Origin of the sequence: Pseudomonas sp. 14A (genome assembly GCF_018132745.1) — a bacterium.
Taxonomy (GTDB): Bacteria; Pseudomonadota; Gammaproteobacteria; order Pseudomonadales; family Pseudomonadaceae; genus Aquipseudomonas; species Aquipseudomonas mercuritolerans.
On the sequence record NZ_JAGRQJ010000018.1, the window covers coordinates 310,830 to 335,495 of the forward strand.

Annotated in this window: 24 protein-coding genes; 8 read left to right on the plus strand and 16 right to left on the minus strand. The window is 61.1% G+C overall.

What is annotated here, in order from left to right:
* Window positions 1-5 precede the first annotated feature (5 nt).
* Window positions 6-2,312 carry a heavy metal translocating P-type ATPase gene (locus tag PS14A_RS24005; RefSeq protein WP_212617382.1) on the minus strand — a complete coding sequence of 769 codons (2,307 nt, stop codon included), beginning with the start codon at window positions 2,310-2,312 and terminating at the stop codon, window positions 6-8.
* Window positions 2,313-2,396: 84 nt separating this feature from the next.
* Here PS14A_RS24005 and cadR point away from each other — a divergent pair, with 84 nt between their 5' ends.
* Window positions 2,397-2,846 carry a Cd(II)/Pb(II)-responsive transcriptional regulator gene (cadR, locus tag PS14A_RS24010; protein ID WP_016772685.1) on the plus strand — a complete coding sequence of 150 codons (450 nt, stop codon included), beginning with the start codon at window positions 2,397-2,399 and terminating at the stop codon, window positions 2,844-2,846.
* 125 nt (window positions 2,847-2,971) lie between these two features.
* Here the strand turns inward: cadR and PS14A_RS24015 are convergent, their stop codons facing one another.
* The 3 genes from PS14A_RS24015 to PS14A_RS24025 form a co-directional block, all read right to left on the minus strand.
* On the minus strand, window positions 2,972-3,943 hold the full coding sequence (locus PS14A_RS24015; RefSeq protein WP_076564469.1) for a thymidylate synthase: 972 nt from the start codon (window positions 3,941-3,943) through the stop codon (window positions 2,972-2,974).
* Between the two features lie 50 nt (window positions 3,944-3,993).
* A complete protein-coding gene (gene lgt, locus PS14A_RS24020; protein WP_016772683.1) occupies window positions 3,994-4,809 on the minus strand; it encodes a prolipoprotein diacylglyceryl transferase in 816 nt (271 codons plus the stop codon).
* A 79-nt stretch (window positions 4,810-4,888) separates the two neighbouring features.
* On the minus strand, window positions 4,889-5,671 hold the full coding sequence (locus PS14A_RS24025; protein WP_016772682.1) for a sulfite exporter TauE/SafE family protein: 783 nt from the start codon (window positions 5,669-5,671) through the stop codon (window positions 4,889-4,891).
* A gap of 130 nt (window positions 5,672-5,801) precedes the next feature.
* On the opposite strand from PS14A_RS24025, the gene PS14A_RS24030 reads away from it, so the two are divergent.
* Complete coding sequence (locus PS14A_RS24030) at window positions 5,802-6,548, plus strand: NRDE family protein (RefSeq protein WP_212617383.1); 747 nt, start codon at window positions 5,802-5,804, stop codon at window positions 6,546-6,548.
* Window positions 6,549-6,873: 325 nt separating this feature from the next.
* Here the strand turns inward: PS14A_RS24030 and ptsP are convergent, their stop codons facing one another.
* Window positions 6,874-9,153 carry a phosphoenolpyruvate--protein phosphotransferase gene (gene ptsP, locus PS14A_RS24035; RefSeq protein ID WP_212617384.1) on the minus strand — a complete coding sequence of 760 codons (2,280 nt, stop codon included), beginning with the start codon at window positions 9,151-9,153 and terminating at the stop codon, window positions 6,874-6,876.
* Window positions 9,154-9,175: 22 nt separating this feature from the next.
* Window positions 9,176-9,655 carry an RNA pyrophosphohydrolase gene (locus PS14A_RS24040; RefSeq protein ID WP_003229203.1) on the minus strand — a complete coding sequence of 160 codons (480 nt, stop codon included), beginning with the start codon at window positions 9,653-9,655 and terminating at the stop codon, window positions 9,176-9,178.
* A 143-nt stretch (window positions 9,656-9,798) separates the two neighbouring features.
* On the opposite strand from PS14A_RS24040, the gene PS14A_RS24045 reads away from it, so the two are divergent.
* A complete protein-coding gene (locus PS14A_RS24045) occupies window positions 9,799-10,455 on the plus strand; it encodes an HAD family hydrolase (RefSeq protein WP_212617385.1) in 657 nt (218 codons plus the stop codon).
* 105 nt (window positions 10,456-10,560) lie between these two features.
* Here the strand turns inward: PS14A_RS24045 and PS14A_RS24050 are convergent, their stop codons facing one another.
* Window positions 10,561-10,974 carry a DUF2269 family protein gene (locus PS14A_RS24050; RefSeq protein WP_212617386.1) on the minus strand — a complete coding sequence of 138 codons (414 nt, stop codon included), beginning with the start codon at window positions 10,972-10,974 and terminating at the stop codon, window positions 10,561-10,563.
* Window positions 10,975-11,015: 41 nt separating this feature from the next.
* Window positions 11,016-12,530, minus strand: coding sequence for a threonine ammonia-lyase, biosynthetic (gene ilvA / locus PS14A_RS24055; protein WP_071172186.1), 1,515 nt, complete (start codon window positions 12,528-12,530; stop codon window positions 11,016-11,018).
* A gap of 261 nt (window positions 12,531-12,791) precedes the next feature.
* Between ilvA and rpiA the strand changes: the two genes are divergently transcribed.
* Window positions 12,792-13,466, plus strand: coding sequence for a ribose-5-phosphate isomerase RpiA (gene rpiA, locus PS14A_RS24060; protein ID WP_007913886.1), 675 nt, complete (start codon window positions 12,792-12,794; stop codon window positions 13,464-13,466).
* Window positions 13,467-13,609: 143 nt separating this feature from the next.
* Here rpiA and PS14A_RS24065 read toward each other — a convergent pair whose 3' ends face one another.
* From PS14A_RS24065 to PS14A_RS24080, 4 genes are all read right to left on the minus strand, one after another.
* Window positions 13,610-14,527, minus strand: coding sequence for an SdiA-regulated domain-containing protein (locus PS14A_RS24065; RefSeq protein ID WP_212617387.1), 918 nt, complete (start codon window positions 14,525-14,527; stop codon window positions 13,610-13,612).
* A gap of 203 nt (window positions 14,528-14,730) precedes the next feature.
* Entirely contained in the window at window positions 14,731-15,654 is a 924-nt protein-coding gene (locus PS14A_RS24070) for an SdiA-regulated domain-containing protein (RefSeq protein WP_212617388.1), read from the minus strand.
* Window positions 15,655-15,946: 292 nt separating this feature from the next.
* Window positions 15,947-16,612 carry a fumarylacetoacetate hydrolase family protein gene (locus PS14A_RS24075; protein WP_212617389.1) on the minus strand — a complete coding sequence of 222 codons (666 nt, stop codon included), beginning with the start codon at window positions 16,610-16,612 and terminating at the stop codon, window positions 15,947-15,949.
* A gap of 41 nt (window positions 16,613-16,653) precedes the next feature.
* Window positions 16,654-18,048 (minus strand): FAD-binding oxidoreductase, encoded by a 1,395-nt coding sequence (locus PS14A_RS24080; RefSeq protein WP_212617390.1) that lies wholly within the window; start codon window positions 18,046-18,048, stop codon window positions 16,654-16,656.
* Window positions 18,049-18,253: 205 nt separating this feature from the next.
* Between PS14A_RS24080 and serA the strand changes: the two genes are divergently transcribed.
* Complete coding sequence (gene serA / locus PS14A_RS24085) at window positions 18,254-19,483, plus strand: phosphoglycerate dehydrogenase (RefSeq protein WP_024014707.1); 1,230 nt, start codon at window positions 18,254-18,256, stop codon at window positions 19,481-19,483.
* Window positions 19,484-19,604: 121 nt separating this feature from the next.
* Here serA and PS14A_RS24090 read toward each other — a convergent pair whose 3' ends face one another.
* The gene (locus PS14A_RS24090; protein WP_039757489.1) at window positions 19,605-20,030 is read right to left on the minus strand and encodes a DUF4399 domain-containing protein; all 426 of its coding nucleotides are present in this window, start codon (window positions 20,028-20,030) and stop codon (window positions 19,605-19,607) included.
* Between the two features lie 135 nt (window positions 20,031-20,165).
* On the opposite strand from PS14A_RS24090, the gene PS14A_RS24095 reads away from it, so the two are divergent.
* Window positions 20,166-20,729 (plus strand): transporter substrate-binding domain-containing protein, encoded by a 564-nt coding sequence (locus tag PS14A_RS24095; protein WP_137214343.1) that lies wholly within the window; start codon window positions 20,166-20,168, stop codon window positions 20,727-20,729.
* Between the two features lie 224 nt (window positions 20,730-20,953).
* Here the strand turns inward: PS14A_RS24095 and PS14A_RS24100 are convergent, their stop codons facing one another.
* Together PS14A_RS24100 and PS14A_RS24105 are read right to left on the minus strand one after the other, a co-directional pair.
* The gene (locus tag PS14A_RS24100; RefSeq protein WP_137214344.1) at window positions 20,954-21,439 is read right to left on the minus strand and encodes a DUF523 domain-containing protein; all 486 of its coding nucleotides are present in this window, start codon (window positions 21,437-21,439) and stop codon (window positions 20,954-20,956) included.
* Between the two features lie 2 nt (window positions 21,440-21,441).
* On the minus strand, window positions 21,442-22,074 hold the full coding sequence (locus tag PS14A_RS24105) for a 2OG-Fe(II) oxygenase (protein ID WP_133335828.1): 633 nt from the start codon (window positions 22,072-22,074) through the stop codon (window positions 21,442-21,444).
* A 108-nt stretch (window positions 22,075-22,182) separates the two neighbouring features.
* On the opposite strand from PS14A_RS24105, the gene PS14A_RS24110 reads away from it, so the two are divergent.
* Window positions 22,183-22,914, plus strand: a complete 732-nt coding sequence (locus PS14A_RS24110) for a DUF2059 domain-containing protein (protein WP_212617391.1) — start codon at window positions 22,183-22,185, stop codon at window positions 22,912-22,914.
* A gap of 104 nt (window positions 22,915-23,018) precedes the next feature.
* Here PS14A_RS24110 and PS14A_RS24115 read toward each other — a convergent pair whose 3' ends face one another.
* Entirely contained in the window at window positions 23,019-23,966 is a 948-nt protein-coding gene (locus PS14A_RS24115; protein WP_212617392.1) for an alpha/beta hydrolase, read from the minus strand.
* A 99-nt stretch (window positions 23,967-24,065) separates the two neighbouring features.
* Here PS14A_RS24115 and PS14A_RS24120 point away from each other — a divergent pair, with 99 nt between their 5' ends.
* Window positions 24,066-24,644 carry a DUF6436 domain-containing protein gene (locus PS14A_RS24120; protein WP_212617393.1) on the plus strand — a complete coding sequence of 193 codons (579 nt, stop codon included), beginning with the start codon at window positions 24,066-24,068 and terminating at the stop codon, window positions 24,642-24,644.
* The last annotated feature ends 22 nt before the right edge of the window (window positions 24,645-24,666 follow it).

Here is a 24,666-nt window from a genome sequence, read left to right on the forward strand (position 1 = left end):
CTCATCTATTTGCGCAGCAAGCGCAAACCGTTGAACACCACCAGCAGGCTCACGCCCATATCGGCAAACACCGCCATCCACATGGTGGCAAACCCGGCAAAGGTTACCGCAAGAAAGATCGCCTTGATCACCAGCGCCAGCGCGATGTTCTGTTTCAGAATGCTGGCGGTGGTGCGCGACAAGCTGATGAACGCAGGGATCTTGCGCAGATCGTCGTCCATCAGGGCGACATCGGCGGTTTCGATCGCGGTGTCGGTGCCGGCGGCGGCCATGGCGAAACCGATCTCGGCACGGGCCAATGCCGGGGCATCGTTGATGCCATCGCCGACCATACCGACCCGGTGGCCCTGCTTGTACAGATCTTCAATGGCTTGCAGCTTGTCGGACGGCAGCAAGTCGCCGCGCGCCTCGTCGATGCCGACCTGGGCGGCAATCGCTTGCGCGGTGTGGACGTTGTCGCCGGTCAGCATCAGGGTTTTCACCCCAAGTTCATGCAACTGACGAATCGCTTCGCGGCTGGTTTCCTTGACCGTGTCGGCCACGGCGAACAGCGCCAGCGGGCCTGCGCTGTCGAGCAGCAGCACAACGGATTTGCCCTGTTTTTCCAGCGCGAACAGCTTTTCTTCCAGCTGCGGCGAGCACAGGCCCAAATCTTCGACCAGACGATGGTTGCCCAAGTGATAAGTCTTGCCGTTGATATCACCTTTGACGCCCCTCCCGCCTAGCGCGGCGAAGTTATCCACAGTCAGCGCGGCGAAGTTTTTATCCACAGCGGCACTGGCAATCGCCAGCGACACCGGGTGATCGGAGCGCCCGGCCAGCGCGGCGGCGATGGCCGGTGCCGTGGCGTCTGCGGTCGGCTCGAGCGACAGGTAATCGGTCTGCACCGGTTTGCCGTGGGTGATCGTGCCGGTCTTGTCCAGCGCCAGATAATCGAGCTTGAAGCCGCCTTCCAGATACACGCCGCCCTTGACCAGAATGCCCTTGCGCGCTGCCGCCGCGAGGCCGCTGACGATGGTCACCGGGGTGGAAATCACCAGTGCGCACGGACAGGCCACCACCAGCAGCACCAGCGCGCGGTAGATCCAGTCGAACCACGCCGCGCCCATGAACAACGGCGGGATGATCGCCACGGCCAAGGCGAAGACGAATACCGCCGGGGTGTAGATTTTCGAGAATTGGTCAACGAAACGCTGGGTCGGTGCCCGTGCGCCCTGGGCCTGTTCGACGGCGTGAATGATCCGCGCCAGCGTCGAGTTGTTCGCCGCAGCGGTCACCGTGTATTCCAGCGAGCCGGCCTGATTGATGGTGCCAGCGAAGACTTTATCGCCGACAGTTTTTTCCACCGGCAGGCTTTCACCGGTTATCGGCGCCTGGTCGATGGTCGAGCTGCCGCTGACCACCGCGCCATCCAGCGCGATGCGCTCGCCGGGTTTCACCCGCACGCGGGCGCCAAGATCGACGCTTTTAACCTCTTGTTCGCGCCAATTACCGTCGGCCTGCAATACCGTGGCCTGCTCCGGGGTCATTTGCATCAAGCCACTGATCGCATTGCGCGCGCGGTCCAGCGAGCGTGCTTCGATCAGCTCGGCGACGGTGAAGAGGAACATCACCATCGCCGCTTCCGGCCACTGACCGATGAGGATCGCGCCGGTTACGGCGATGCTCATCAGCGCATTGATGTTGAGGTTAAGGTTCTTCAGGGCAATCCAGCCCTTTTTATAGGTGCCGAGGCCGCCGCTGAGGATCGACACCAGCGCAACAATCGCCACCACCCAGTCGGGGGCAGCGCTGGTGAAGTGGATGACTTCGGCGCCCAGCGCGGTCACACCGGACAGCGCCAGTGGCCACCAGTGTTTTTTCACCGCAGCCGGGGCCGGAGCATCGACACCCGCCTCTAGCGGCTCGGCGTGCATGCCGAGGGATTTGATCGCCTCGGTGATCGGCTCGGTGCCCGGCAGATTATGGGTCACGCCAAGCACGCGATTGATCAGATTGAATTCCAGCTGCTGCACGCCGGCCAGCTTGCCGAGCTTGTTCTGGATCAGCGTCTGCTCGGTCGGGCAGTCCATCGCCTCGATGCGGAAGCTGCTCAGGCGCGCGTCTGCGCTGGTCTTTTCGCTCAATTGCACCAAGGCAGGCGCTGCGGCTTTCGACGAGCAGCAGGAATCTTCGTGCGCATGAACCGGGGCCGGCGCAGCTTTCGAAGCGCAGCAGGAATCGCCGCCATGCGCATGTTTATGCACCGGCTGCAATTCATGGCTGTGATCGTGGCCGTCGCCGGGCTTGTGGGTGTGCAGGGAATCGCTCATTGGTCGCGTCCATGAAGGTGCCTGTTGCCAAGTAAAGACCCTGTAGCCACTATAGGGTCAAGCACCCTTTTGGAGATGGCCGTCATGAAGATCGGCGAACTGGCGAAACTCACCGACTGTGCGGTTGAAACCATCCGCTACTACGAGCGCGAAAACCTCCTGCCGGAACCGGCGCGCAGCGATGGCAACTACCGCGTCTACACTCAAGCCCACGCCGAACGCCTGACCTTCATCCGCAACTGCCGCACCCTCGACATGACCCTCGAAGAAATCCGCAGCCTCCTCGCCCTGCGCGACAGCCCGCAGGATCAGTGCGAGAGCGTCAATGCGCTGATCGACGAACATATTCAGCACGTGAAGGCGCGAATTGATGGGTTATTGGCGTTGCAGACACAACTGCTCGACCTGCGCCAACGCTGTGGCGAAGGCCCGGAGGCGGATCAATGCGGGATCTTGCAGCGGCTGGAGGTGAGTGGCGGGGTTGTGGCGACCGAAGTCGAACACTCCCATGTAGGCCGTAGCCACGGCCATTGAGCCCAACACACAACCAAATGTGGGAGCGAGCCTGCTCGCGAAAGCGGTGTATCAGTCGACACATCTGCGACTGACACGCCCTCTTCGCGAGCAGGCTCGCTCCCACAGGGATATTGCGGTGTGGTTTAGACCGCCATCGGCGCGGTCATCGGTGGATGGTGCTCATAGCCTTCCAGCGAGAAGTCGCTCGGCTCGACCAATTCCAGCCACTCCGGCTGGTACACACCAGTTTTGGCAAACTCCGGCACGCGATCGGAAATCTTCAGTTTCGGCATGGCAAACGGCTCGCGCTTGAGCTGTTCGTTGAGCATGTCCAGGTGGTTTTCGTAGACGTGGGCATCACCGATGAAATAGGTGAACCAGCGCGGCGTGTAGCCGGTCAGGCGCCCGATCAGGCTCAGCAGCGCGGCGCCCTCGGTGAGGTTGAACGGCGTGCCCAGCCCCAGATCATTGGAGCGGATGTAGAGAGTCAGGGAGATTTCCTTGGTCTCGACGTTCGGGTGGAACTGGTACAGCAGATGGCATGGCGGCAGGGCCATTTCATCGAGCTGGGCGACGTTCCAGCCGTGGAACAGAATGCGCCGGCTGCCCGGATCCTTGATGATCGTGTCGACGCACTGGCGTACCTGATCGATCGCTTTGTACAGCACGACGTAGGCCTGGCCGTCTTCTTCGCCCTGAGCGATCTGCTTGTAGCCGTTGCTCAGGGTCTGTTCGATGGCAGCAGTGTTGCTCAGCGGGATCTGCTTGTACGCCGGCCACTTGCGCCATTGCACGCCGTAGATTTCACCGAGGTCGTCGTCGCCCTGACGGAACGGGTTGGCCAGCCATTGCGCGTTTTCGTTGGCGTTCTGGTCCCAGACCTTGCAGCCCAGCGCGCGGAATTCAGCGGCGTTGTTGACGCCACGCAGAAAGCCGCACATCTCGCCGATGGCCGATTTGAAAGCCATCTTGCGCGTAGTGATCGCCGGGAAACCTTCCTGCAGATCGAAACGCAGCATCGCTCCCGGAAAACTGATGGTGTTGATACCGGTGCGGTTGGCCTGCTTGGTGCCGTTCTGAATGACGTGCGAGACCAGTTCGAGATATTGCTTCATGAGTTACCTGTGTCCTTGGAGCCCCGGCGTCTCGCGCCGGGGTTCGTAGTTTAAGCCGTCGGCGCGAGCGGCGCTGCCGGGGCGCGACGATAGGCCAGCCAGATCAGCAACAGCCCGCCGACAATCATCGGCACGCAGAGCACCTGACCCATGGTCAGCCAGTTCCACGCCAGATAGCCCAACTGCGCGTCAGGCACACGGACGAACTCGACGATGAAACGGAAGATGCCGTAGAACAGCGCGAACATGCCGGAGACCGCCATGGTCGGGCGCGGTTTGCGCGAGAAGATCCACAGGATCAGGAACAGTGCCACGCCTTCGAGGGCGAACTGGTACAGCTGCGACGGGTGACGCGGCAACTGCGCCGGATCGCTGAAAGGCGGGAACACCATGGCCCATGGCACGTCGGTGGCCTTGCCCCACAGCTCGGCGTTGATGAAATTGCCGATGCGCCCGGCGCCCAGGCCGATCGGCACCATCGGTGCGACGAAGTCCATCAGCTGGAAGAACGACTTGCCATTGCGCTTGCCGAACCACAAGGCCGCGAGCATCACGCCGATGAATCCGCCATGGAACGACATGCCGCCCTTCCACACTTCGAAAATCAGTGTCGGGTTGGCCAGGTATGCGCTCAGATCATAGAACAGCACATAGCCCAGACGGCCGCCGACGATCACGCCCATCGATAGCCAGAACACCAGATCGGAGAGTTTCTCCTTGGTCCAGGTCGGGTCGAAGCGGTTGAGCCGGCGCGACGCCAACAGCCACGCGCCGCCGATGCCGATCAGGTACATCAGACCGTACCAGTGGATTTTCAGCGGACCGATGGCCAGGGCCACCGGGTCGATCTGCGGGTAAGGCAGCATTGCGACTCCTTGTTAGAGTTGAAAGCGAAATTCCCGGGCGACGCTGCCACCTCAGGATTAAGCCAGGATTGCCACGCGGTCAGAGCAAAAAGCTCAGACCCACGCAGAACAGCAAAGCGGCGAACAGCCTTTTCAGCAAGCGCGGCGACAATCTGTGCGCCAGACGCGCGCCGAGCCGGGCGAAGACCATGCTGGTCAGGGCGATGCCCAACAATGCCGGCAAATACACAAAACCGAGACTATGGGCCGGCAACAACGGATCGTGCCACCCCAGAATCATGAAACTTGCTGCACTGGCCAGAGCGATCGGCAAGCCACAGGCCGACGAGGTCGCCACGGCTTGCTGCATCGGCACGCTGCGCCAGGTCAGAAACGGTACGGTCAGCGAGCCGCCACCAATGCCGAAAATCGCCGAGGCCCAGCCAATCACCGTACCGGCAGCGGTCAGACCGAGTTTGCCCGGCACCGTGCGGCTGGCCTTGGGTTTGACATCCAGCGCCAACTGCACGGCGATCACCAGAGCGAACACGCCGATGATCTTTTGCAGGTTCGGCCCGGAGATGGCTTCTGCGGTCAGCGCCCCGAAACCGGCACCGAGCAGGATACCCACGGTCATCCAGCGAAAAATCGCCCAGCGCACCGCGCCCCGGCGGTGATGCTCACGCACGGCGTTGACCGAGGTGAATATGATCGTCGCCAGCGACGTGCCCACCGCCAGGTGCGTGAGGATCGACTGATCGAAGCCCTGCAGGGTGAAGCTGAACACCAGCACCGGGACGATGATGATCCCGCCGCCGACGCCAAACAGCCCGGCGAGCACGCCCGCACAGGCGCCGAGCGCCAGGTAGAGCAGAAATTCCATGACCGTCTCCAGCACGCATCGGCAAAACAGGAGCGGCATGTTAACGGATGCGCAGCCTTCTGCTCCACTGGCGATGGATGCACGGACGCCGGATGCGTAGAGTGGGCAAAAAACACACAAGGACCACCTTATGTGCCTGATCGTTTTCGCCTGGCGCCCGGGCCATGCCCAGCCGCTGATCGTCGCGGCCAACCGCGACGAGTTCTACGCCCGCCCCAGCCTGCCATTGGCGCCGTGGCCCGAGGCGCCGCATGTGCATGCCGGGCGTGATCTTGAAGCTGGCGGCACGTGGCTGGGGATCGGCACCAACGGACGCTTCGCCGCGCTGACCAATATTCGCGATCCACAGCAGCCACCGGCGACCAAATCCCGGGGCGAGCTGGTGGCGCGCTTTCTCACGGCAGATCTGTCGATTGATGATTATTTGAGCGATGTCGTTGATCGTGCGGCCGAGTTTGCCGGGTTCAATCTGCTGCTGGGCAATGCCCATGAGTTGTGGCGCTTCAATGCGCGGGCGTCAGAGCCGGTGATGTTGCAGCCTGGAGTTTATGGGTTATCCAACGCGGGGCTGGATACACCGTGGCCAAAACTGCTCAAGGCCAGGGCGGCATTGAGCGCGGTGCTGGACGATCCGCAGCCTGAGCGATTGCTGGCCTTGCTGAGCGATGCGCAGACCGCACCCGAGGCGGAGTTGCCGGATACCGGGGTAGGCATGGCGACGGAAGCGTTGTTGTCGAGTGTGTTTATTGCCAGCCAGAGTTATGGCACGCGGGCGAGTACGGCGTTGATAGTGCAAGCGGACGGGACGCGGCGGATGGTGGAGCGCAGTTTTGGGCCTTATGGGGGGCATCTAGGGGAAGTTGAGGTTTGTGTCTAACAGCAGCCCCTCACCCCAGCCCTCTCCCGGAGGGAGAGGGGGCCGACCGAGGTGTCTTGCGGTATACATCGACCTGAAAGATCGAGTCGATTATGGATTCAGCAAAGCACTTACAGGTCGACGGAGTTCTGCAGCATCCCCCAATCAGTCCCCTCTCCCTCTGGGAGAAGGGGCCGACCGAAGTGTCTTGCGGTATACATCGACCTGAAAGATCGAGTCGATTATGGATTCAGCAAAGCACTTACAGGTCGACGGAGTTCTGCAGCATCCCCCAATCAGTCCCCTCTCCCTCTGGGAGAGGGCTAGGGTGAGGGGCTTTTGATCTTTAGAGAGCCTTGGGCACCACCGGCGAATTCATCTTCGCCAACCCGAGATTCTTCAGCGCCAGTTGCAGCGAGCTGTGGATAACCTGCGGGTTATCAATCTTCATCAGTTCCGCCAGCATCTCCTGCGCCTTGCTCAGGTTCACTTGGCGCAACATCCACTTCACCTTCGGCAGGTTGGTGGCGTTCATCGACAGGCTGTCGAAGCCCATCGCCATCAACAGCACCGCCGCCGCCGGATCACCGGCCATTTCACCGCAGATGCTCACCGGTTTGCCTTCGGCGTGGGCGTCAGTGACGACGGTTTGCAGGGCTTGCAGCACCGCAGGGTGCAGATAGTCGTAGAGGTCGGCGACGCGCGGGTTGTTGCGGTCTACCGCCAGCAGGTACTGGGTCAGGTCGTTGGAGCCAACGGAGAGGAAGTCGACCATCCGCGCCAGTTCCTTGGTCTGGTACACCGCTGCCGGGATTTCGATCATCACGCCGATCGGCGGCATCGGCACATCGGTGCCTTCGTCGCGCACTTCGCCCCAGGCCCGGTGGATCAGGTGCAGGGCTTCTTCGAGTTCGTGGGTGCCGGAGATCATCGGCAGCAGAATCCGCAGGTTGTTCAAGCCTTCGCTGGCCTTGAGCATCGCACGCGTCTGCACGAGGAAGATTTCCGGGTGGTCGAGGGTGACGCGGATACCGCGCCAGCCGAGGAACGGGTTGTCTTCCTTGATCGGGAAGTACGACAGCGATTTGTCACCGCCGATGTCGAGGCTGCGCATGGTCACCGGTTGCGGGTGGAACGCGGCGAGCTGTTCGCGGTAAATCGCCAGCTGTTCCTTCTCGCTCGGGAAGCGCTGGTTGATCATGAACGGCACTTCGGTGCGGTACAGACCAACCCCTTCGGCGCCACGCTTCTGCGCCCGCGCCACATCGGCGAGCAGGCCGGTGTTGACCCACAGCGGCATGCGGTGACCATCGAGGGTCACGCACGGCAGGTCGCGCAGGGTGTCGAGGCCCAGCGCCAGTTGTTTCTCTTCTTCAACGACCTCGGCGAACTGCTTGCGCAGCACTTCGCTGGGGTTGGTGTAGACCTCGCCACGGGTGCCGTCGACGATCATTTCGATGCCGTCGACCTTGGCGTACGGCAGGTCGACCAGGCCCATCACCGTCGGAATGCCCATGGCCCGGGCCAGAATCGCGACGTGGGAGTTACCCGAACCGAGTACCGAGACCAGACCGACCAGCGTGCCTTCCGGCACCTCGCCGAGCATCGCCGGCGTCAGCTCTTCGCTGACCAGGATGGTTTTTTCCGGGTAGACCAGATTCTGCTGGCGCTCTTCCTGCAGATAGGCGAGCAAGCGGCGGCCAAGGTCTTTGACGTCCGAGGCGCGCTCGCGCAGGTAGGCGTCGTCCATCAGTTCGAAACGGTTGACGTGCTCAGTGACCACCTGACGCAGCGCGCCCTGAGCCCACTGCCCCGTCTTGATCACGGTGGTGATTTCGCTGCCCAGCGAGGCATCGTCGAGCATCATCAGGTAGACGTCGAATAACGCGCGCTCTTCCGGGCGCAGCTGGGTCGCGAGTTTGGCGGACAACGCGCGCATGTCGGCGCGCACGCCTTCGATGGCGGTCTTGAACAGCGCCAGCTCAGCGTTGATATCAGTGATGGTCTTGTCCGGCACCACGTCCAGATCCGCCGGCGGCAGCATGACCACGGCGGTACCGACCGCCGCACCGGGTGAACCCGGCACGCCGACGAACTTGGCTTCCTGAATGCCCTTGCCCTGCCGGCCCAGACCACGGATCGAACCGGTGGCCTCGGCGTGGGCGATCACGCCGGCAAGCTGCGCGCTCATGGTCACGAGGAAGGCTTCTTCACCTTCGTCGAACTGGCGGCGTTCTTTCTGCTGGATGACCAACACGCCGACGACGCGGCGGTGGTGGATGATCGGTGCACCGAGGAACGAGGCGTAACGCTCTTCACCGGTTTCGGCGAAGTACCGATAGCGCGGGTGAACCGAAGCGTTCTCGAGGTTCAGGGGTTCTTCACGCGTGCCGACCAGACCGACCAGACCCTCGTTGGGGGCCATGCTGACCTTGCCGATCGAGCGCTTGTTCAAGCCCTCGGTGGCCATCAGGACGAAGCGGTTGGTTTCCGGATCAAGCAGGTAGACCGAGCAGACCTGGCTGCCCATGGCCTCTTTGACGCGCAACACAATAATCCCCAACGCCGCCTTGAGATCCTTGGCGGAGTTAACTTCCTGGACGATCTTGCGCAGCGTATTGAGCATGGCTCGGGGTCGAACTCCGTCGTCAGTCGCGCGCTAAAAGGCGCGGGGCAAGCTCTTTGAGAGCGCGTCGATACACCTCGCGCTTGAATGTCACCACCTGGCCCAACGGATACCAATAGCTGACCCAGCGCCAGCCATCGAACTCCGGTTTACCGGTCAGATCCATCCGCACCCGCTGCTCGTTGGAGATCAGGCGCAGGAGAAACCATTTCTGCTTCTGGCCGATGCACAGCGGTTGGCTGTGGGTCCGCACCAGGCGTTGCGGCAAACGATAGCGCAACCAGCCCCGGGTACAGGCCAGTATTTCAACATCTTCACGTTCCAGGCCAACTTCTTCGTTCAGCTCGCGGTACAAGGCGTCTTCCGGCGTCTCCTCGGGGTTGATCCCCCCTTGCGGAAACTGCCAGGCGTCCTGATTGATACGGCGAGCCCATAGCACCTGGCCGGCGTCATTCGTCAGAATGATCCCGACATTGGGGCGGAAACCATCGGGGTCGATCACGGCAACAACCTCGCAAACGCATGTCGCCGCATTGTTCCACAAAGCTTGATGAGGCGGCAACGAAGGTTCCTACCTTATGTGCACTCTTGTGAAAAGACCGTATTCTTGTCGCCTTTTTACTGACTTTTCAGCGGGTAACTGCAATGCGCCTGGCTTTATTCGATTTGGACAACACCCTTCTGGGCGGCGACAGCGATCACGCCTGGGGCGATTATCTGTGCGAGCGCGGCTTCCTCGACCCGATCGCCTACAAGGCGCGCAACGACGAGTTCTATCAGGATTACCTGGCCGGCAAGCTCGACAACGCCGCCTACCTGAACTTCTGCCTGGAAATTCTCGGCCGCACCGAAATGGCCGTGCTCGACGCCTGGCACAGCGATTACATGCGCGACTGCATTGAGCCGATCGTGCTGCCCAAGGCACTGGAGCTGCTGAAAAAGCACCGCGATGCCGGCGACAAACTGGTGATCATCACCGCCACCAACCGCTTCGTCACGGCGCCGATCGCTGTGCGCCTGGGCGTGGAAACCCTGATTGCCACCGAATGCGAAATGGTCGACGGCCGCTACAGCGGGCGCAGCACCGACATTCCGTGTTTCCGTGAAGGCAAGGTCACGCGCCTCAATCGTTGGCTGGAAGAGACCGGGCATTCGCTTGAGGACAGCTATTTCTATAGTGATTCGATGAATGATCTACCGTTGCTGGAGCAGGTGGCGAATCCGGTGGCGGTGGATCCTGATCCGAATCTGCGGGCCGAAGCCGAGAAGCGTGGCTGGCCGGTGATTTCGTTGCGCGACTGATATCGCCTTCGCGAGCAGGCTCGCTCCCACATTGGATCTGTGTCATTGACAAATCTCCTGTGGGAGCGAGCTTGCTCGCGAATGGGATCGACTCGGTCTCCAGCCTTAGACCGGCTTGGCCCCCATCAACGCCGCTATGGCGACAAACCCGACGCCGCTGACAATCGCCAGGGCCAGATTGAACTTGCGATTGCCCACCCCGCTGGTCCACAGCCGATCCAGCCGGACCAGCAGCCAGACCGCACTGAACGTGGCCACGGCATAGATCACGCTGGACCCCAGAATCCACAATTGCCCCAATGGCCAGCCAACCAGATGCACCAGCCACCAGCCGGTGAAAGGCATGCTGAGCATGCCGATCAGCATCAGACACCAGATGAACAGCCACGGACGGCGCATCGTACTGGCCGGGCCTTCGCTGCGATTACGCCAGGTCAGGGCGGCGAGCCCCAGCCCGCTCACGAGGATGACCACGGTCGCCGCAACGTGGAGGACTTTCAGGGTGGTCAGGGTTTCCATGTCGTTCTCTTTCGTAGATCCATGCCCATCAGCGTAGCCGCTCAGCCAAGAAACAGCTGATAGGCCGGGTTGTCGCTTTCATCCCAATACGGGTAGCCGATTTCCGCCAGTGCCGCCGGCACCAGATGACGCTCGTCATGGGGCACTTGCAGGCCGGCGACCACGCGGCCGTCCGCTGCGCCGTGGTTGCGGTAGTGGAACATCGAGATATTCCAGCGCCCGCCGAGCTTGTTGAGGAAGTTGAACAGCGCGCCCGGGCGCTCCGGGAATTCGAAGCGCAGCACCACTTCATCGACCACCTGCGCCGCGCGGCCGCCGACCATGTGGCGGATGTGCAGCTTGGCCAGTTCGTTGTCGGTCAGGTCGATGACCGGGAAACCCTGCTCGGTCAGGCTTGCCAGCAAGGCGCTGCGCGGGTCGTTGTCCGGGTGGGTCTGCACGCCGACGAAGATGTGCGCTTCGCTGCCGGTGTTGTAGCGGTAATTGAATTCAGTGATCTGGCGCTTGCCGATGGCTTCGCAGAACGCCTTGAAGCTGCCGGCCTTTTCCGGGATGGTCACGGCGATGATCGCTTCGCGACCCTCGCCCAGCTCGGCGCGCTCGGCGACGTGGCGCAGGCGGTCGAAGTTGACGTTGGCACCGGAATCGATGGCGACAAAGGTCTGGCCGCTGACACCGCGTTGCTCAACGTACTTCTTGATCCCGGCCACGCCCAGCGCGCCGGCAGGCTCGGTGATCGAGCGGGTATCGTCGTAGATATCCTTGATTGCCGCGCAGATCTCGTCAGTGCTGACCGTTATCACTTCATCGACGTAATCCTTGCAGATCTCAAAGGTGTACTGGCCGATCTGCGCCACCGCCACGCCGTCGGCGAAGATACCTACGGTCGGCAGAACCACGCGCTCGCCCGCTGCCATCGCGGCTTGCAGGCAGTTGGAATCGTCCGGTTCGACGCCAATTACCTTGATGTCCGGACGCAGGTATTTCACGTACGCCGCGATACCGGCGATCAACCCACCGCCGCCGACCGGGACGAAAATTGCGTCCAGCGGCTGCGGGTGCTGACGAAGGATTTCCATGGCCACGGTGCCCTGCCCGGCAATGGTGTGCGGATCGTCGTACGGGTGGATGTAGACGTAGCCTTTTTCATCGACCAGTTTCAGCGAGTAGGCCAGCGCTTCCGGGAACGAGTCACCGTGCAGCACCACTTTGCCGCCGCGCGAGCGCACGCCTTCGACTTTGATTTCCGGGGTGGTCTTGGGCATGACGATGGTGGCTTTGACGCCCAACACTTTCGCCGCCAGAGCCAGGCCCTGCGCATGATTGCCCGCCGACGCGGTGACCACGCCACGGGCGCGCTCCTCGTCGCTGAGCTGGGTCAGCTTGTTGTAGGCGCCGCGAATCTTGAACGAGAACACCGGCTGCAAGTCTTCGCGCTTGAGCCAGATGTCATTGCCCAGCCGCTCGGAGAGCTGGCGGGCGTTCTGCAGCGGGGTTTCTACGGCAACGTCATAAACGCGCGAGGTGAGGATCTTTTTGACGTACTGTTCGAGCATCGGAAAGCATCACTGGGCGAGTTGGGCAGGGCCAAGGAGTCTAACCCGGCTTTTGCCCGGGCGACCACACGGATCCAGAGGTTTTATCGCGCCGAAAAGATCGCAGCCTTCGGCAGCTCCTACAGTGGGAATGCATTCCAAAGTGTAGGAGCTGCCGAAGGCTGCGATCTTTTGATCTGCCAACAGGACAATGACCTTCACCACCGCGAGGCCTATAATGCCGGCCTTTCTGCCCAACCCTTGCCCGCTTCCGGAGCCCGCATGACCCAGGATCAACTCAAACAGGCCGTGGCCCAGGCCGCCGTCGACTTCATCCTGCCGAAACTCGACGACAAGAGCATCGTCGGCGTCGGCACCGGCTCCACCGCCAACTGCTTCATCGATGCACTGGCCCAGCACAAGGGCGCGTTCGATGGCGCGGTCGCCAGCTCCGAAGCCACTGCCGCGCGCCTCAAGGGCCACGGGATTCCGGTGTACGAGCTGAACACCGTCAGCGATCTGGAGTTCTACGTCGACGGCGCCGATGAAAGCGATGCGCACCTGAACCTGATCAAGGGCGGCGGCGCGGCCCTGACCCGCGAAAAGATTGTCGCCGCCGTGGCCAAGACCTTCATCTGCATCGCCGATGCCAGCAAACTGGTGCCGGTGCTCGGTGAGTTCCCGCTGCCGGTGGAAGTGATCCCGATGGCCCGCAGCCACGTTGCCCGCCAACTGGTGAAACTCGGTGGCGACCCGGTCTACCGCGAAGGCGTATTGACCGACAACGGCAACATCATCCTCGACGTGTTCAACCTGCAAATCACCAACCCGGTGGAGCTGGAAGCGCAGATCAATGCCATCGTCGGCGTGGTCACCAACGGACTGTTCGCCGCGCGCCCGGCGGATTTGTTGTTGCTGGGTACCAGTGAAGGCGTGAAAACCCTGAAGGCTGAGTAACAGACTGCCCACTTGCCTTGGGCTGATAAATAAACCTGTGGGAGCGAGCCTGCTCGCGAAAGCGTCGGTTCAGTCAACATATTCAGAGACTGATCAACCGCCTTCACGAGCAGGCTCGCTCCCACAGTGTTTTGTGGTGTTGGTCAGTTTTGTGTGGGCTTCTTGAATACGTAAAACAGATTCGGCTCGCTCACCAGGTACAACGTGCCGTCATCATCCATCGCAATTCCCTCCGCCTGCGGCACGGTTTTCTGCAAACCCTGACGCCCGCCGCTGATCGACATGGTGCTCAAGGGGCGCCCGTCGACATCCAGCTCGATAATCAACCGCGACTCGTCCGACAGTGCCAGCAAGTGCCCGCTGCGTTCGTCGTACTGCAGACTCGACAGATCACGCACAAACATTCCGGCATCGCGCTTGGGGTTGTTGATCACGTGCACCGCGTAGGTCTTGTCCGGTTTGAAATGCGGAAAGCCGTGGACCTCGTAGATCAGCATCGGGTCGCGCTCTTTGGCCACGAACAACCGCTTGCCCACCGAGTCGTAAGCCAGGCCCTCGAAACCCTTGTTGCTGGACATATGCACGCCGAGGGTCATTTGCTCGGCGTCTTCGGCATCAAGAAACGTGGTGTCGGCGTCGAGGTGAATCTTGATCAGGCGTTGCTGGCGCTCGTCGGTGATTACGTAGGTGTCGGCGCTGATGTACTCGACGGCTTCCGGATCGCCAAAACCGACCAGGGCGATGCGGCGCAGGATCTTGCCTTCGAGCGACAGCTCGATCAGTTCGGAATTCTTGTTGGTCACGGTGAACAGGCTTTTGCGCACCGGATCGTAGGTCAGCGCCGAGACGTCATCGTTGAGCCCCTCGATCGGCCGCGCCTCGATGGTCACCCGATACTGGTCGAGGCCGATCGCCTCGCTGCTCACCGGTTGCCACAGCGTGTGCAGGTTGAACCAGGCGCGCTCGAACAGACGCAGGTATTGGCCGATCGCGATCAACGCGATCAGGGAAATCATCAACAGGACGAGAATCAGCGGTTTGGGGCGGGCAAGTCGACGCATTCAGGCAGGCTCGGATTCATGACAGGCCGATGAAATATCACGCCTGTCTGAACTGAAGCTTAATGGCCACTTGCCTCAGATCGCAAGCCAAGCCCCGCAGGAGCTGCCGAAGGCTCGGGCTGCGATCGGACGACCTTTTGATTTTGACTTTCACAAGCAAGATCAAAAGATCGCAGCCTGCGGCAGCTCCTACAGCGAAGGCATTACCGGTGTTTTTCGAATCGGTAGAACAGGTTCGGTTCGCTGACCATGTACAGCGTGCCTTCCTCATCCATGGTCATGCCTTCGGCGCGGGGGATGGTGTCTTTCAGACCGTTGAAATTGCCGAGCAACGTCATGAAGCTGACTTGCTTGCCGGCTTCGTCCAGTTCCAGCAACAGGTGCGAATCGGCGGACAGCACCAGCAGATGGCCAGTGCGCGGATCGACAGCCAGCGCCGACAGGTTGCGCAGATCCAACTGATCGCTGGCCAGTTTCTGCTTGTCGCCCTGCAGGGTCTGGCTGCCATCGCTTTTCCAGGTGAACAGCGCCGGGGGGCGTTCCTCCCCCAGAATAAGTCGCTGGTTGCGCGGATCCCACGTGATGGCTTCAAAAGCCTTGTTCTGGTCTTTCGACGGCCCGAGATCGTATTTCGGGAAGTCGGCAATGTTCAGCTCACGAGTCGCGGCGTCGATCTTGATGATCGACAAGGTATGCTCACGCTCATCGACAATGGCCAGCAAGCCGTTTTCCATGACCGTCAGGCCTTCAGGATTGCTCCAGCCCACCAGCGGCATTTTGCGCAACACGTCGCCCTGCAGCGTCAGCTCGACGAGGAAGGCATTCTTGCCCATCACCGCGAACAGGGTTTTGGTTTCTGGGCTGTAGGCCAGATCCGAAGCTTCGTCCTTTTCCATGCCCGGCAGCGGCTTGGCATCGATCACCACCTGATAATCCGGCAGCCAGACGCTCTCCTTCTGCTCGGCCTTGCTCTCGAAGCGCTCCAGCACCCACAGCACGCCGCGATCATCCCAATGCATGGCGAACGCCAGCCCATAGGCTGCGGCGATGACCAGCAACAGCCAGACATACCAGCGCAGGACGAAGCGGGATCGGAGGGTGGTTTTTTGCTGAGTTGGAGATGCCATCAAAGGATGCGTTCCGTTAATTCAGGCCAAGGGTAATAGCACAAAGAGGCCGGCTGAGACGCCAGAATCGCGGGAATTATCCAGAGAGGATGTGAAAAAAACGGCAAATGGCGGGATTGGCGTGTTCGTTTGCCAGAAACACACTTGTGGCGAGGGGACTTATCCCCGTTGGCGCGCGAAGCGCGCCCCTCTTGATCTTGAAGAGGGGCCTGCTGCGCAGTCCAACGGGGCGGTGCGACGTTTCGCTAAATCCCCCTCACCACAAAGCTCACCCCTACAAGGGGTTCTGCGGTTAGCGCACGCTGCTGCTGAAGCTGCTCGCCCCCGGCAGTTCGAGGACGATTTCATCGCCGACATTCAGCGGGCCTACGCCCACTGGCGTGCCGGTGAGGATCACGTCACCGGCCTGCAGCGAGAAGCAGCCGGCCATGTGCTGGATCATCGGCACGATAGGGTTGAGCATCGCGCTGCTGTTGCCGTCCTGGCGCACTTCGCCGTTGATGATCAGGCGGATGCCGATGTCGGTCAGGTCAGCGAAGGTGCTGCCGACCACGAACGGCGCGATCACCGCCGCGCCGTCGAACGACTTGGCGATTTCCCACGGCAGGCCCTTGGCTTTCAGCTCGGCCTGCTTGTCGCGCAGGGTCAGGTCCAGCGCCGGCGCGAAGCCGGAGATCGCATCGAGGACTTCTTCGCGGCTCGGCTTGGTCGACAGCGGTTTGCCGATCAACACGGCGATTTCCGCTTCGTAGTGCACTGAACCACGCTCGGTCGGAATGCTGAACCCGCCTTCCAGCGGCACCACGCAACTGCCCGGCTTGATGAACAGCAGCGGCTCGGTCGGCACCGGGTTGTCCAGTTCCTTGGCGTGCTCGGCGTAATTGCGGCCAATGCACACGACTTTCCCGATCGGGAAGTGAATGCGCGTGCCGTCGACGTACTGGTGCTGATAGCTCATTTACCGACTCCTGCCTTTATTGATTCAACAGAGATTACCGATCAAACCGGGAAAATCTTGCCCGGGTTCATGATGCCGTTCGGGTCGAACACTGCCTTGACCGCTTTCATGTACTCGATCTCGGCCGGCGAGCGGCTGTAGGTCAGGTAATCACGCTTGGTCATACCGACGCCGTGCTCGGCCGAGATCGAGCCGTTGTACTTTTCGACGGTTTCGAACACCCACTTGTTGACGGTGGCGCACTTGGCAAAGAACTCGTCCTTGCTCAGGTTTTCCGGTTTGAGAATGTTCAAGTGCAGATTGCCGTCGCCGATGTGGCCGAACCAGACAATTTCGAAATCCGGGTAGTGCTCGCCAACGATCGCGTCGATTTCGCGCAGGAACGCCGGCACTTTCGAGACGGTAACCGAGATGTCGTTCTTGTACGGCGTCCAGTGGGAAATGGTTTCGGAGATGTACTCGCGCAGCTTCCACAGATTCTGCAGCTGGGTTTCGCTCTGGCTCATCACGCCGTCGAGCACCCAGCCCTGCTCGACGCAGTGCTCGAAGGTTTCCAGGGCGCTGTTGGCCACTTCTTCAGTGGTCGCTTCAAACTCCAGCAATGCATAGAACGGGCAATCGGTTTCGAACGGCGCCGGCACATCGCCGCGGCCCATAACCTTGGCCAGGGCCTTGTCGGAGAAGAACTCGAACGCGGTCAGGTCGAGCTTGCCCTGGAAAGCGTGCAGCACCGGCATGATCGAATCGAAATCGGCGGTGCCGAGGACCATTGCCGTGAGGTTTTTCGGCGCGCGATCAAGGCGCATGGTCGCTTCGACGACGAAACCGAGGGTGCCTTCGGCGCCGATGAACAGCTGACGCAGGTCGTAACCGGTGGCGTTCTTGATCAGGTCCTTGTTCAGCTCCAGCACGTCGCCCTTGCCGGTGACGACCTTCATGCCGGCCACCCAGTTGCGGGTCATGCCGTAGCGAATCACTTTGATCCCGCCGGCATTGGTGCCGATATTGCCGCCAATCTGGCTGGAACCCGCCGAGGCGAAGTCGACCGGATAATAAAGGCCGTTTTCTTCAGCGACGTTCTGTAGATGCTCAGTGACCACGCCCGGCTGGCACACGGCGGTGCGGTCGGTGAGGTTGACGTCGAGAATCTGGTTCATGTAATCGAACGAAACCACCACTTCGCCATTGGCCGCCACCGCAGCGGCGGACAACCCGGTGCGCCCGCCGGACGGCACCAGCGCGACCTTGTGGGTGTTGGCCCAACGCACCACGGCCTGCACTTGCTCGATGGTCTTGGGAAACACGATGGCGCTCGGTGCCGGGGCGAAGTGTTTGGTCCAATCCTTGCCGTAAGTGTTCAGGGAGTCGGCGTCGGTAAGGACTTTGCCAGGCTCAACCAGGGTCTTCAGTTCATCAATCAGCGCAGGATTGGTCATCGACAGAACTCTCGAACAATTCATGGTCATCCTGAGAACGCTTCACGTCGCAGGAATGAGTGTTTAGCGGGGTGGCTATGCTAGCATACCGACCCCGCAGGACAGTGCCCAAGGCCAGATCCGCGGTGACGGCTTTGTTGCCGTGCGGGTCAGCTCCAGGCTGCTCCCTCCCTGCCATTTTTCTCCGGGATACAGGTTTACGCAGATGAGCAAGACTTCTCTCGATAAGAGCAAGATCAAGTTCCTTCTTCTCGAAGGCGTCCACCAATCGGCTGTCGACGTCCTCAAGGCGGCGGGCTACACCAGCATCGAATACCTGACTGGTTCCTTGCCGGAAGCCCAGCTCAAGGAAAAGATCGCTGACGCTCACTTCATCGGCATTCGTTCGCGCACGCAACTGACCGAAGAGATCTTCGATCACGCGAAGAAACTGGTCGCGGTCGGCTGTTTCTGCATCGGCACCAACCAGGTTGACCTCAGTGCGGCCCGCGAGCGCGGTATCGCCGTGTTCAACGCGCCGTACTCCAACACCCGTTCCGTAGCGGAGCTGGTACTGGCCGAAGCGATCCTGCTGCTGCGCGGCATCCCTGAGAAGAACGCATCCTGCCACCGTGGCGGCTGGATCAAGTCCGCCGCCAACTCGTTCGAGATCCGCGGCAAGAAGCTGGGCATTGTCGGCTACGGCTCGATCGGCACTCAGCTGTCGGTGCTGGCTGAAGGTCTGGGCATGCAGGTGTTCTTCTATGACACCGTGACCAAGTTGCCACTGGGCAACGCCACGCAGGTCAACAACCTGCACGAGCTGCTGGGCATGTCCGACATCGTCACCCTGCACGTGCCGGAAACCGCCGCCACTCAGTGGATGATCGGCGAGAAGGAAATCCGCGCCATCAAAAAGGGCGGCATCCTGATCAACGCTGCACGTGGCACCGTGGTCGAGCTCGACGCCCTGGCGGACGCGATCAAGGACAAGCACCTGATCGGCGCGGCCATCGACGTGTTCCCGGTGGAACCACGCTCCAACGACGAAGAGTTCGAAAGCCCGCTGCGTGGCCTCGACAACGTGATCCTGACCCCGCATATCGGTGGCTCGACCGCCGAAGCGCAAGCCAACATCGGTCTGGAAGTGGCAGAGAAACTGGTCAAGTACAGCGACAACGGTACTTCGGTGTCGTCGGTCAACTTCCCGGAAGTGGCACTGCCGGCTCACCCTGGCAAGCACCGCCTGCTGCACATCCACGAGAACATCCCGGGTGTGATGAGCGAGATCAACAAGGTCTTCGCCGAAAACGGCATCAACATCTCCGGTCAGTTCCTGCAGACCAACGAGAAGGTTGGCTACGTGGTAATCGACGTCGACGCCGAATACTCGGAGCTGGCGCAAGAGAAGCTGCAACACGTCAACGGTACTATCCGTAGTCGGGTGCTGTTCTAACAGCAGCTGCGAGCTTCAAGCTACAAGCGGCGAGTGAAAAGCGCTTTTGCCTTTACTTGCCGCTTGCAGCTAGCCACTTGAAGCTGAATAAAAAAAGGGAGCCCCGCAGGGCTCCCTTTTTTTATTTCACGTTGACGGTGATTTTTTCCGAAACGATCGATGGGTCGAACGGCATGTGGCCGCTGTCGCCGAGGATCAGTTGCAAGGTGTGCTTGCCGGGGGCCAGTTTGATCGTGGCTTCGGTCTGCGCCTTGCCGAAATGCATGTGATGGGCGTCAGTCGGGATCGGCGCGCCTTCGGCCGGCAGGTCGTCGACGTCGATCAGCAGGTGATGGTGGCCGGTGTTCTTGGTGGTGTCACCCGCCGGGGCCAGCGCGATGTTCTTGACGCCGAACTTGACCTTGAATTCCTGCGAGACGGTGGCGCCGTCCTCGGGAGAAACGATGAACACTTCAGCATCCTTCGGCGCCGGTGTCGCCGCACTGGCCAGCACCGAAACACCCATCAGCACACCGGCCAACGCTGCACGTGACATAAAGCTTTTCATTTTCTTCTCCAGTTTTTCCGTAAAATCCGCACGGTCATGACAACTTCATGACCATTCGTTGTCGAAGGCACTCGACAACCATAGCAAAGCGAGCCTGAATCAGAGCGTCGCGATAATGATTTCAAAGGAGTGACCATGCGCCTGCTGCCTGGCCTGATCTGCCTGCTACCCCTTCTGAGCCCGCTGGCTCACGCCGAACTGATTGATGACGTCAACGACCGTGGCGAGCTTCGTATAGCCCTTGAGGCTAATACACCGCCCTTCAATTACAAGGAAGGCGACACCCTTACAGGGTTCGAGGTCGAGCTTGGGCAACTTCTGGCCAAAGAGCTGGATGTACGCGCCGATTTCATCGTCACCGATGAGGGTGACCTGCTCCAGGGCGTTGAAAGCGGCAAGTACGACGTCGCGCTCAACCACATAGCACTGACACCCGAACTCAAGGATCGTTTCGACTTCAGCGAGCCGTACGGCCAGGTCGACGGGCAATTGCTGGCGAAGAAGGACGAGACGCCGCGGCCGATGGTGCTGGTGCAGGCGTTGACCGAAGAGAAACCGAAAGCGGCGGCGCCGGTCGAGTTGGCGATCCCGTTTCAGAAGGGCAACCCGGCGTTTCAGGCCAGCCTCAAGAGCGCGCTGGAACGGATCAAGGCGGATGGGCGGTTGGCGGCGCTGTCCGAGAAGTGGTTGAAACCGTAAGAGCCCCTCACCCTAACCCTCTCCCGGAGGGAGAGGGAACTGATCCGGGGATGCTTTAGAGGTACGCCGACTTGGGATTGCTATACCGAATCCGAAATCGACTGATCATGGCTTTGTCGAATCCCTGGTCGCCAAGGTCTTTCAGGTCGATCGACAGCGCCAGACACCTCGGTCGGCCCCCTCTCCCCCCGGGAGAGGGCTGGGGTGAGGGCAACGATGGCGAATCAGTCCAAAGCCGCCAGAGTCACCGCCGCCTCAGCCAGCTCAAGCTCACTGAAAACCCGAACCCCATGACGCTTGAGCAACGCCGCCGTCACCCCTTCGCCACTGACTTTGACCCCACTGAACGTGCCGTCATACGTCAACAGATTCCCGCACGAAGGACTGTTGGCCTTGAGCACCGCCACCCGAATGCCGTGCTTTTGCACCAGCTCCAGCGCTTGCCGCGCGCCCTCGAGAAACTGCGCGCTGACATCCTCGCCATCAGTGGTGATCACTGCGGCAATGCCATCCAGCACCTCACCGCCCTGCCCGCCAGGAATCTCCGCCGCCGCCCGCGGCGTCGGCAATCCACCGGCCACCTCCGGACACAAAGGCACTACCCGCCCTTCTTCGATCCACTGCTCAAGCAAATCAAACGGCCCGCTCGCGCCACCGTCGTAACGCACGCGATGGCCCAGCAGGCAGCGGCTGACCAGGATCTTTTCCATGCTCAGAACGGCTCGTTGCCACGGCGACGAAACCAGCCGGTCAGCGACAGGCGCTCGCGATGGGCCGGCAACACTTCGTGGGGCACTTCGCCGGAAAGAAACACCACCAGACAGCCGCCGGTAGGCTGCACGTCGTGCACGCGCTCATCGCCCAGGTACATGCGCAACTGGCCACCGTCCTCCGGCAGCCACGCATCGTTGAGGTAGATCACTGCAGAAACCATGCGCCGGTCATCATCGCGAAAGCGGTCGACGTGCTTGAGGTAAAACGCGCCGGGCGGGTACAGGGCGAAATGGCATTCGAAATCCTCAAGCCCCAGAAACAAGCCGCGATTGAGTGCCTCGCGCAGACTGTCCATCAGGCTCAGGTAACGGTCAGTGGCGTCGGCCTGACCCGGGTCGATCCACTGAATGTGATCGCCGCGAATACCTTCGCGAATCTCCGAAAACGGCCCGCGACCGACCGCTGCCGGCGCCAGCTCACCTTCGGCTTCACGTTTACGGCACTCGGCCGCCAGCGCCCGGGTCAGATCGGCGGGCAGGAAGATGTTCTGCTGCGACCAGCCGTGTTCGGCCAGGTCGTCGACTATGCGTAACAGCAGCGGGTGTTCAGAGGATATCGGCATGGCGCGCATAGTATGCCGACGGCGATAAATCCGACAGAGCCACGCAGCGGCTTGCTACGAATTCTCGACAAGTACCGGCACCGCACGGACAATAGTCCGCTGCTGACAGGAGTCCCTATGCGCCGTTTGCTTTTTTCACTGTTGATGTTCTGCGTATTGCCCGCCTGGGCGGACGGCTTTGATCAGTTGTACAAGGTCGCCGGCTGGCCAGAACAACGCGCGCATTTCAACGATGCCCTGAGCGCCGCCCAGCAGCGCTATCAGAACAGCCTGCCGCCTGCGGTGTTTCAGGCGCTGGTCAACAACAGCAATCAACGCTTCGCCGCGCAGGCCATGGATCAGCGTGCCGAAGCGCAACTGCGGCAGAAACTCGCCGACCCGAAACCGGCGCTGACCTTCTTCCAGTCACCGCTGGGCAAGAAAATCGTCGCCGCCGAATTGCTCGCAACCCGTCGCGATCAACTGGCGAAAAATGCCCAGGGCCTGCCAAAGATGCAGGCCAGCGACAGTCGTTTGCTGATCATCGGCCATCTCGCCCAGGCCCTGCCGGCCCGTGAGGCTGGTGCCGAGGTGAGTCTGGCGATCGCCGGCGTGGCGGCGGACAGTTTGAGTTCGATGATCCCGGGACTGCTCGGTGGCGGTCAGGCGCAGGGCATGTTGAACGGTCAGCGTCAGCGCCTGATGGATCAGATCGGCGCCGATCTGAACAACACGTTGCTCTACGTCTACCGCGACTTGTCGGATGAAGAGCTCGAAGAATTTGCGACGTTTGCCGAGTCGACTGAAGGCAAGGCTTACTACCAGGCGGCACTGGCGGCGATTCGGGCGGGGTTGGCGGTCGGCCATTGATGTTCGTTACCTGAAAGATCGCATTCGCGAGCAGGCTCGCTCCCACAGTTGTAACGCATTCCCCTGTGGGAACGAGCCTGCTCGCGAAGAGGCCCTCCCAGGCACTACAGATTCCTGCCCCTGATCCGCTTGCTCAAGAATTCGAAATACTCCTCACGCATCTCCGCCGTCTCATTGGCCAGGTGATGCCGTGCCTCGGCCAACAGCAGAATCTGCGGCCGGTCGAATTTCCATTTCAATACTTGCAGATTGTGCTGCCAGTCGACAGTCATGTCCGCCTGCCCCTGAACGATCAGCGGCCGCCGCGGGCTTTTTTTCGCGTGCTCGACGCGGATGATCCAGCGTGAAAGCGCGCCCACCCATTTCGTCGGCAGGCGCCTTGGCTGTAACGGATCGGCCTGCAGAAACGGCAGAAAATCCGGATCGTTGGAGTTCTCGCTGAAGCGTCGCGCGACCCCGCGTACAAACGGCCGCAGCAGGTAATAACTCAACTGCGACCAGCCCCACGCCCTCGGCCGCACCAACGGCGCCAGCAAAATCACTTGCCCCTGCGCCGGGCTGTTCTCGCCATGATTGAGCAGATGATCGACGACAATCGCGCCGCCGGTGCTCTGCCCGCACAAATGCCAAGGCTGCGGCAGCGCGATCGAGTTCGCTTCAGCAAACAGCGCCTGCAACATATCCTGGTATTCAGCGAAATCACGAATGCTCGCCCGTGGCCCGCTCGACAATCCGTGCCCCGGCAGGTCGCAGGCGATCACGGCAAAATCCTGATCCAGCGCCCACTCGATCACATGCCGGTACAGGCCGATGTGATCGTAGTAACCGTGCAGCAGAAACAGCGTCGCCTTGACCTTCTCCGGCCACCAGCAATGGCTGACCAGCTCGTAGCCATCGACCTCGAAACGACCCATGCCGCGCCAGACATCGCGCTCGGCAAAGTCGGTTTTGTAGAATCGCTGGTAAGCCTTCGCCTCATCCGATAACGGCTGCCACTCGGCCAATGGCTTGAGGCTCGCGCGTAAATGATCGGGGTCGAAAGTATCAGGCATGCGGGTATTCCAGAGCGGGAAACGGACTTTATCGGCCTGCGATATTCATCTGTAGAGGCAGACATGGCAAGCTAGCCGGCCTTTCGAGGATCGAAAACCATGCGTTCGCCCTACCGCACCGCACTGTTCGCCAGCCTGCTCGCGCTGATCTGCGCCGGGGTGCTGTGGGCGGCATATGACTGGTTTCAGGGCCGCTATCTGCGCGCGTTCAGCGAACATACGGCGGTATTTTCCGGTGACCCGCTGCGCCTGCCGGACAACCTCGCCGGGCCGGGCAATATCCGCCTCGTGCACTTCTGGGACCCGGCCTGCCCGTGCAACGTCGGCAATCAACAGCACCTGAGCGAGATGGTCGAACAGTTCGGCCCTCGCGGCGTGGAGTTCTTCGCCGTGCAAAAGCCCGGCAGCCACGGCCAGTTGCCCGCCACCCTCGCCAGCCTGAAAACCATCATCGTCCTGTCCGGCGCCGAACAGATCCCCGCCAGCCCCGCCGTGGCGATCTGGGATCGTAGCGGCAAATTGGCCTACTTCGGCCCGTACAGCGAAGGCCTGACCTGCAACTCCAGCAACAGCTTTATCGAACCGATCCTGCATGCCCTGACGGAAGATCGCCCGGTCAATGCCACGCATACGCTGGCGGTGGGGTGTTATTGCCCGTGGCCGGCGGACGCGAAGTAAGGCATTCCGGACTTTTCAAGGA